This window comes from Variovorax sp. JS1663, assembly GCF_002157355.1.
GTDB lineage: Bacteria > Pseudomonadota > Gammaproteobacteria > Burkholderiales > Burkholderiaceae_C > Variovorax.
The window spans coordinates 1-7,359 of sequence record NZ_LYMK01000095.1; the positions used below are offsets into that span (position 1 = coordinate 1).

Annotated in this window: 9 protein-coding genes; 4 read left to right on the forward strand and 5 right to left on the reverse strand. The window is 62.2% G+C overall.

Features of this window, described 5'->3' with window-relative positions:
* Positions 1-29 precede the first annotated feature (29 nt).
* From tnpC to A8M77_RS34540, 3 genes are all read right to left on the reverse strand, one after another.
* Positions 30-1,628 carry an IS66 family transposase gene (gene tnpC, locus A8M77_RS34530; RefSeq protein ID WP_143694890.1) on the reverse strand — a complete coding sequence of 533 codons (1,599 nt, stop codon included), beginning with the start codon at positions 1,626-1,628 and terminating at the stop codon, positions 30-32.
* A gap of 76 nt (positions 1,629-1,704) precedes the next feature.
* Positions 1,705-2,037, reverse strand: coding sequence for an IS66 family insertion sequence element accessory protein TnpB (tnpB, locus tag A8M77_RS34535; RefSeq protein WP_086925987.1), 333 nt, complete (start codon positions 2,035-2,037; stop codon positions 1,705-1,707).
* The gene (locus A8M77_RS34540) at positions 2,034-2,498 is read right to left on the reverse strand and encodes a transposase (RefSeq protein ID WP_337590037.1); all 465 of its coding nucleotides are present in this window, start codon (positions 2,496-2,498) and stop codon (positions 2,034-2,036) included. Before A8M77_RS34540 ends, tnpB begins: the two co-directional genes overlap by 4 nt.
* On the opposite strand from A8M77_RS34540, the gene A8M77_RS34545 reads away from it, so the two are divergent.
* A protein-coding gene (locus A8M77_RS34545; RefSeq protein ID WP_443273586.1) for an IS3 family transposase occupies positions 2,485-3,860 on the forward strand; the annotation gives its coding sequence in 2 pieces (ribosomal slippage) (positions 2,485-2,962 and positions 2,962-3,860; 1,377 coding nt in all). The two genes, A8M77_RS34540 and A8M77_RS34545, sit on opposite strands and share 14 nt — an antisense overlap.
* 432 nt (positions 3,861-4,292) lie before the next feature.
* On the opposite strand, the gene A8M77_RS34550 is transcribed toward A8M77_RS34545, so the two are convergent.
* Positions 4,293-5,327, reverse strand: coding sequence for an IS110 family transposase (locus A8M77_RS34550; RefSeq protein WP_086925989.1), 1,035 nt, complete (start codon positions 5,325-5,327; stop codon positions 4,293-4,295).
* 206 nt (positions 5,328-5,533) lie between these two features.
* Entirely contained in the window at positions 5,534-5,728 is a 195-nt protein-coding gene (locus A8M77_RS34555; protein ID WP_086925990.1) for a hypothetical protein, read from the reverse strand.
* Positions 5,729-5,867: 139 nt separating this feature from the next.
* Here A8M77_RS34555 and A8M77_RS36350 point away from each other — a divergent pair, with 139 nt between their 5' ends.
* The 3 genes from A8M77_RS36350 (at position 5,868) to A8M77_RS34565 (ending at position 7,265) form a co-directional block, all read left to right on the forward strand.
* Positions 5,868-6,044: a hypothetical protein gene (locus tag A8M77_RS36350; protein ID WP_158101059.1), complete on the forward strand. Its 177-nt coding sequence runs from the start codon at positions 5,868-5,870 to the stop codon at positions 6,042-6,044.
* An 80-nt stretch (positions 6,045-6,124) separates the two neighbouring features.
* Positions 6,125-6,490, forward strand: coding sequence for a hypothetical protein (locus A8M77_RS34560; protein ID WP_143694892.1), 366 nt, complete (start codon positions 6,125-6,127; stop codon positions 6,488-6,490).
* A gap of 487 nt (positions 6,491-6,977) precedes the next feature.
* The gene (locus A8M77_RS34565; protein WP_143694893.1) at positions 6,978-7,265 is read left to right on the forward strand and encodes a hypothetical protein; all 288 of its coding nucleotides are present in this window, start codon (positions 6,978-6,980) and stop codon (positions 7,263-7,265) included.
* The last annotated feature ends 94 nt before the right edge of the window (positions 7,266-7,359 follow it).

Sequence of the window (7,359 nt, forward strand, 5' to 3'; positions counted from 1 at the left end):
CATCGAGGTCAATGACCGTCTTGCCCTGATCAAGCTATGAGCAGCTGACGGCCCGTCAAGAGGGCCTCGAGCGCACGCTTACGTTGAGTCGGCAGCCGCTCGAGCACATCCTTGAGATACGCATAGGGCTCGTGCCCGTTGATGCGCGCTGAATGCAGCAGGCTCATGATCGCCGCCGTCCGCTTACCCGCGCGCAGGCTGCCGGCGAACAGCCAGTTCGATCTGCCCAGCGCGATCGGCCTGATGTGGTTCTCCACCCAGTTGTTCGAGATCGGCACGTCGCCGTCATCGACGAAGTGCGTGAGCTCGCCCCAGCGCTTCAGGCTGTAATCGATAGCCTTGATCGTCGCGGAACCCGGCGGCACCAGTTGGCGCTGCGCCACCAGCCAGCGGTGGAACACGGCAAGCACCCGCCGCGACTTGCGCCGCCGTAATCGTCTTCGCTCTTCGGTTGTCTTGTTCTCGATTTCGCGCTCGATGCGGAATAGGCTTTGATGGAAGCGCAGTGCCTGGCGCCCCACCTCACTACTGTGGTTGGCCCATAGTTCGTGGAACTTCCTCCTGGCGTGCGCCATGCACTGCGCCGAGGTCACTCCCTTGTCGAAGCAAGCTCGGTAGCCGCTGAACCCGTCGGTGACCAGAGTGCCCTTCCATGCGCTCGGGGTTTCCAGCTGCAGGAACTCGCGCACGTTCTCCCCGCTGCGGGTCTCGCTGAACTCGAACACCACCGCCTTCGTCGGGTTGCTGCTCGGGGTGCAGTAAGACCACATATAGGCTCGGTGTGTCTTGCCGTTGCCCGGCTTGAGCATCGCCACCGGTGTCTCGTCGGCGTGCAGCACCGCGTGTCTGCGTAGCTCGTCGGCCAGCGCCTGCACCAGCGGTTGAAGCTGCGCGCCGCACTCGCCCACCCACTGCGCGAGCGTCGAACGGGCGATCAGGTGACCGGCGCGCTCGAAGACCGCCTCCTGGCGGTACAGCGGCATGTGGTCCAGGAACTTGGCTACCAGCACCTGGGCCAGCAGGCCCGTGGTGGGGATGCCTTTGTCGATCACATGCGCCGGTACGGCAGCTTGCACGAGCGTCTCGCAGTGCCGGCAGACCCACTTGCCGCGCACGTGGCGCTCCACCGTGAAGACGCCGGGCTGGTAGTCGAGCTTCTCAGCCACATCTTCGCCCATGCGCTGCATCTGGCAGCCGCAACCGCACACCGTGGACCCGGGCTCGTGGTGCACGTCGCGCCGCGGCAGGTGAGGCGGCAGTGCTTGCCGCTTGGGCGTCTTCTTGCCAGTCTTGTCGCCGGCAGCATCGGCGTCGGCACCCAGCCTCTTGATCTCCCGATAGAGCTCGGCCAGGTCTTCGTCCAGCGTGTCCTCCAGCAGGCTCTTCTGCTCGGCGCTGCCGGCGAACTTCTCGCTTGTCGCGGCAAACTTCATGCGCTTGAGCACCGCCACTTCGTGCGTGAGCTTGTTGATGAGCGCCTGCTTGAACGCCGCGTCACGCTCGCGCTGCTCGATCAGCGCGTCCTTGGCGCGTAGTTGTTCGTCGCGCGCGGCCACCTCGGCCATCAACGACAGCATCGCCTGCCGCACCTGCGGGTCCAAGGCTTCCAGCTGCTGCGCGCTGATCATGGAGTGTGATCGTCGCGCACCACTGCGCCAATCACATCGGCATATCCAGCAATTGCCAAGCCTCGAGGGCCTTGGCTCAGATCACGCGGATGATGCCGGCTTCTCCCAAGCGCTGCCACGGCAGGCCCAGCACCAGCGCATCGAACTGCGTTCGGCTCAAGCTCAGGGTGTGCGCGCTATCAGCCGACCAGACGAACTTGCCCGCGTTAAGTCGTCTGGCTGCCAGCCACACGCCGATGCCGTCATGCACGAGGACCTTCATGCGGTTGGCTCGTCGGTTGGCGAACATGTAGGCGTGATGCGGACGGGCTTCACCGAACACCTTCACCACGCGGCCCAATGCCGCTTCAGTGCCGGCGCGCATGTCCAACGGTTCGACCGCCAGCCAGATGACGTCGATGCGGATCACCGCAGCAACTCGCGCAGCCACGCGCCGCACTCGGTGGCTAGTGCCGCCGGCCAGGTCACCACGATGGTCGTGGAACCTCGCCTGACTTCCATGCGAATTTCGCTCGCCGGCGTGACCGGCGCGGGCAGTTGCACGGGCACGAAGGACGACGACGCAGCCTCAGTGCTGGGCAAAGCCTTGCGAGTGGTGCCTTCCACCATCCCGCCAGGCGACACCTCCGCGTCACGCACCCAGCGGCGCAGAAGGTTTGCATTGATGCCCAGCGCCATCGCCACGGATGCCATGGAGACACCGGGCTGAGCGGCTGCAGCGACCGCATGGGCCTTGAATTCGTCGCTATGCAACCGGCGGCGTCGCCGGTCGCCCGAAGCCTGAGGAGCGATAGTGTGCACGTGTCCACCAACAGTGATCTGACCCCCGAAACCTGGACAAACCAGGAGAGTCGGATTGGGCAAGTACACGGACAAGCAGAAGCTGGACGCCGTCCAGGCTTACAGAAATGGCGGGGGTGGGCTGCGCGCCACCGCCGAATCACAAGGCGTCAGCGTCGATTCGTTGAGGAAGTGGGTGGCTGCATATGCAGCTCGAGGAACCCAAGGTGTCGTCACGAAGAGGCGAAGCAACTACGATGTGGCCTTTAAGCTCGATGTCCTTCGCCGAATGGCCGAAGAGCGAATCTCGTGCAGGCAAGCCGCTGCGCTCTTCGATATTCGGCGGCTAAATCAAGTTGCTGAGTGGAGCCGGTTGTATGAAGCTCACGGAGCAGCAGCATTGCGCCCAGGCTGGAAGGGCGAGCAGACCCGAATGAGCAAGTTGCCACGTCAGCCAAAGCAGGCAGATGTACTTGCTGACGATCAGCGTAGCCGCGAGGAATTGCTGCGCGATCTTCAGCAACTTCGTATGGAGAACGCGTACCTAAAAAAAGCGCAGGCCTCGGTTCGAGCGAAGAAGCTCTCAGCGCCCGCGAAAGGACGCTGATTGTGCTCGAACTGAGGCACCGCTTCCCTCTGAGTGGTCTACTGCGTTGCGCCGGCCTCGCACGCAGCAGCTTCTACTACCAGCAGAAGGCTCTTAAGGCGGTCGAAAAGCACCTCGACCTGAGGGAGCGCATCCGTGAGATATTTACTCATCACCGGGGAAGGTATGGCTACCGTCGGGTAACCGCCGAGCTAAGACGGCAGGGCCTCGGGGTCAATCACAAGACCGTCCAGAAGTTGATGGTCAGGATGCAGTTGAAATCATTGGTCCGGCCCAAGCGATACAAGGCCTTCGTGGGGCCGGTCGCCGAAGCAGCTCCGAACCATCTTCAACGCGACTTCGAGGCCGCGCAACCAAATGAGAAGTGGGTGACCGACGTAACCGAGTTCAAGGTCAACAATCGGAAGCTGTACCTGTCGCCTGTGATGGACCTCTACAACCGTGAGATCGTGTCGTATGAGATCGCGGAGCGTCCACTGCCGACCATGATCGAGAGCATGCTCACCAAGGCGTTTGACCGACTCGAATCGAACGAGAGGCCGATTCTGCACTCAGACCAAGGATGGCATTACCGGATGCCATCGTTTCGCAAACGTCTTCAACGCAAAGGTCTCGTGCATAGCATGTCACGTAAAGGCAACTGCCTGGACAACGCGGCGATGGAGAGCTTCTTCGCAACACTGAAGTGCGAACTCTTCTACGTCAACGAGTTTGAAAGCATCGAGGCGTTGAAAGGGGCACTGCACGACTACATTCGCTACTACAACGTTGATCGAATAAAGATGTCTTTGAGTGGCCTGAGCCCCGTCGAGTACAGGCAGCGGGAGACTCAGGGTTGGCCATGAGTACATGGCCAACCGGGGGCGCCTCCGGCGGCCTGGCAGGGGCCCAAAGAAATCCAAACATCAAGTCAACAGTGTCCAAGGTTTGGGGGTCGGTCCACAGTCGTAGTGGATACGAGCATCCTTTGCTCCTAAGCCGCATTCAAGATGGGTTCGCCGGACGTACATGGACGCCCCCTATGCCAAGCTCTCAATTCGCGACGACTCGAAGGTAAAGATTGCACCCGTACATCCGGACTTTAATTGCGGCCTTTTGAGCCACGGTCCCTGATGGGAACAGCTGGTTGACGCCTCGATCGCATACACGCACTCCGGGTGCCTCGTCCGGCGCGGGCTTTGCCAACCACGGTCTGACCTGTCTTGCCATCACTTCATGATCACCTGAGCAATCGGTGGTAGTTCTCCCCGGTTGTTGTTGTCGTTGGATGCCCTTGGCTATGCCATCACTGCCTTGCGCACGTAACCCTCGTCGAATTGCCGGCCATGCGCCAGGAGAGCCCAGACGATTCGTGCGTTCTTATTGGCCAGCGCCACCGCCGCCACGTTCTTGTTGCGTCGGTTCACGACGGCGCTGATCCAATTGCATGCATCGGCCTTCTGGCTCACTCGATAGATGACCGAGCGCGCGCCGTGTATCAGCAGCGTTCGGAGGTACGTATCGCCGCGCTTGCTCATGCCCAGCAGGTTCGTCTTGCCACCGGAAGAGTTCTGTTTGGGCACGAGGCCCAGCCACGCAGCGACCTGACGACCACTGTCGAAATTCTTCGCGTCGCCGATGGAGGCGACCAGCGCGCTCGCTGTGATCGGCCCGATGCCTGGAACTTGGGCAAGCTTGCGGCTGAGATCATTGCCGCGATGCCATGCCTGGATCTTTGCCTCGAGTTCATCGACCTGGCGATCCAGATCTTTGAGGTGGTCGAGAAGTCGTTGCACGAGCAGTCGGAACACACCCGGCAACTCGTTGGCACCGTCCTCGATCAACTCGGGAACGCGCGTGGCGATGTAGCCGATGCCTTGCGGAATGATCAGACCGAACTCGGCGAGCAACCCCCGAATCTGGTTCGCCTGAGCTGTGCGCGCTCTCACGAAGCCTTGACGCACACGGTGCAACGCGAGGACCGCTTGCTGCTCGACGTTCTTCACCGGTACGAAGCGCATGTTTGGCCGAGCCACCGCTTCGCAGATCGCCTCGGCGTCGGCTGCATCGTTCTTGTTGGTCTTGACGTATGGCTTGACGAACTGCGGCGCCATCAGCCGCACGGCGTGTCCCATGCCTTGAAGTTTGCGCGCCCAGTGGTGCGCACCACCGCACGCTTCCATACCGACGAGGCACGGCGGAAGGTTGACGAAGAACGCTGCCACCTGGTCGCGCCGCAACTGCTTCTTCAGCACGACCTTGCCGCGCTCGTCGATGCCGTGGACCTGAAACACGTTCTTTGCCAGGTCGATGCCAACAGTCGTAATCTTCATGGTGGACGCCCCTCTCGGTTCAAGTGGTTGGTGACACCTCCACTTTGGCACGTTGATGCCGTTACGGGTGGGGGCGTCCATCCCATTGCATACCATTCTTGAGCCCCGATTCGCACTACGGGCCTCGTCTCGGAACGGCCAGGTGGACCGCCGACCGACGCGCCGCGGCAACCAGAGCTACGACGTCAAACAGACGGCCTCATTGCTCAGGGACACTTGGGCGCGCAGACCCGGTGGTTCTTGCCGAGGAAGCGCTTCGAGGTCATCTCCGAGGGGAGCTTGAACGTGCCGCACTTGAAGCACGACATCATTGATTCGGCGCGGGGCGTGTTGATGATGGAGCCGGAGGGCTTCTTCACGTAGCGCAGGCCGTCTTGGGAGAAAGTGGTGGGTTCTGACATTGGGGGCAGTATTTTACCCGCCAGACCAATTCTCCGCAGCGGCATTATGTTACGAGAAACAGAGGCTTGAGCTCGCGCCGCTCGCTTGCGCAAGGACAGGCCCCATTTCATGCGAAGAACTTAGCGGAGGAGGGCCGCATTGGAGATTTCCACCACGGCCGGGCTGGAGGAGGAGAAGCGAATCGGTGGCCGTCAAGGCGCGGCCAGCAATTTGGCGCCCGGGGCGATCAGGCCGTCCAAATCGAGGATGTCACGCGATGCACTGCGGTTGGGCGACATGGCCGCTGGGATCTTCATGCGGCGTCGTGTCGTGTGAATAGGTCTGGACGGAAAACGGGGCCGTTGCATAGCCCGGTGGGGGCGACTTGCGCCGTGCGCAACTGGGACAATGCCGCCATGAGTTTCAAGACCACCCTGTTTCAGGCGCTGCAGGCCGCTGACACGACTCATTGCAACGGCCACCGGGTCGTGAGCAAGATGCTGGACCAGAGGCCGGAAGCGCTACTGAAGCCCTACGTCGACCTCGACAACGGCGCAACGCTGTACATCCAGGACGTGGAGATCGTCATCGATGATGAGGGCCGGGCCTACGGCACATCCACGAAGGCGGAAGCTGAGCCGCTCGTCTGGGGCTTCCAGGTCGTCCGCCCGCTGGCCGCCTGCGACGTTCCCATCATCGAGCCGCCGCCGCTCAACGTTGCGGAGGTCGTCGGCCGCCTCAAAAAGATCGAGCGGGATGGACCGCGTTCCGCGCCGCCATGAGGTCCTCCTTGCTGCCCTCTGAGTCGTTGAGGGCGTGCGCAGTCGCCGCAGCTCGGCCCCCAAATCGCTCGTCAGCCGAGCGGCCTCCCCGCATCGAATCTCAAGGCACTGGCGCGAAGCTTAACGTGACAGGCGAGTCGTCTGCGAGCACCAGTTCGTAACGGCCATCCGCAAACCGAACTATGCGGCCATCCGGCATCGCGTTGCGCGTCGGCCAGCGCCGCGACAGCCTGCCGGGAGGAGGCCAGCGCTTCTTCGAGCGCGACCAGGGCCTATTCGAACGAGGCCTCGCGCTGCCCAGTTCGGCTGGCGCGCGGCATCCCAAAAAAAGCTTGGCGGCCTGATCGCGGTGCGGCCGCTCTTCGAGATCAGCCGCTCGAGTTCTTGCGGCGCCGGCGTCCGGCTCGAAGTGACCGGGCCCCTCATCTCGCTCGCTGCGGGCTGCGCACTGGACCTCCTTGTGCTGGCCCGCCAGGACGTGAGGCTCATGGCCACGGACATGGTCCATTTTGAAGCGACTCATCGCGCAGACGAATTTGCCGACGGAGCTGCGATCGCGAGCTTTCTCGCGAAGAACGAAGGGCGGATCGAAGTCGTCCCAACGACGATAGGGCAGCTCGCACTGCCCGAGTTGAAGCGTCAGCTGGCGGCAGGGGAGCGGGTCTCGATGCCGCAGGATCTGGGTGAGTTGTCGATCACGAATTTCGTCATTTCGATTCGCCAGGCGAATCCAGGCGACCCGATGTTGGTCCTCATGGAAGACGATTGGTTGTAAGCCGTCATTCAACTGCGCCCTTGCGCTCGGCATGACCGGCGTGCTGGGACTGTCTAGGCGGCTGGAAGCGCGATGTTCCAGGGCAGCAGGGCTT

Coding starts and splice junctions, on each gene's coding strand:
- A8M77_RS34555 (WP_086925990.1), bottom strand. CDS start 5,728: ATGTCAGAACCCACCACTTTCTCCCAAGACGGCCTGCGCTACGTGAAG.
- tnpC (WP_143694890.1), bottom strand. CDS start 1,628: ATGATCAGCGCGCAGCAGCTGGAAGCCTTGGACCCGCAGGTGCGGCAG.
- A8M77_RS34550 (WP_086925989.1), bottom strand. CDS start 5,327: ATGAAGATTACGACTGTTGGCATCGACCTGGCAAAGAACGTGTTTCAG.
- A8M77_RS34560 (WP_143694892.1), top strand. CDS start 6,125: ATGAGTTTCAAGACCACCCTGTTTCAGGCGCTGCAGGCCGCTGACACG.
- A8M77_RS34565 (WP_143694893.1), top strand. CDS start 6,978: ATGGCCACGGACATGGTCCATTTTGAAGCGACTCATCGCGCAGACGAA.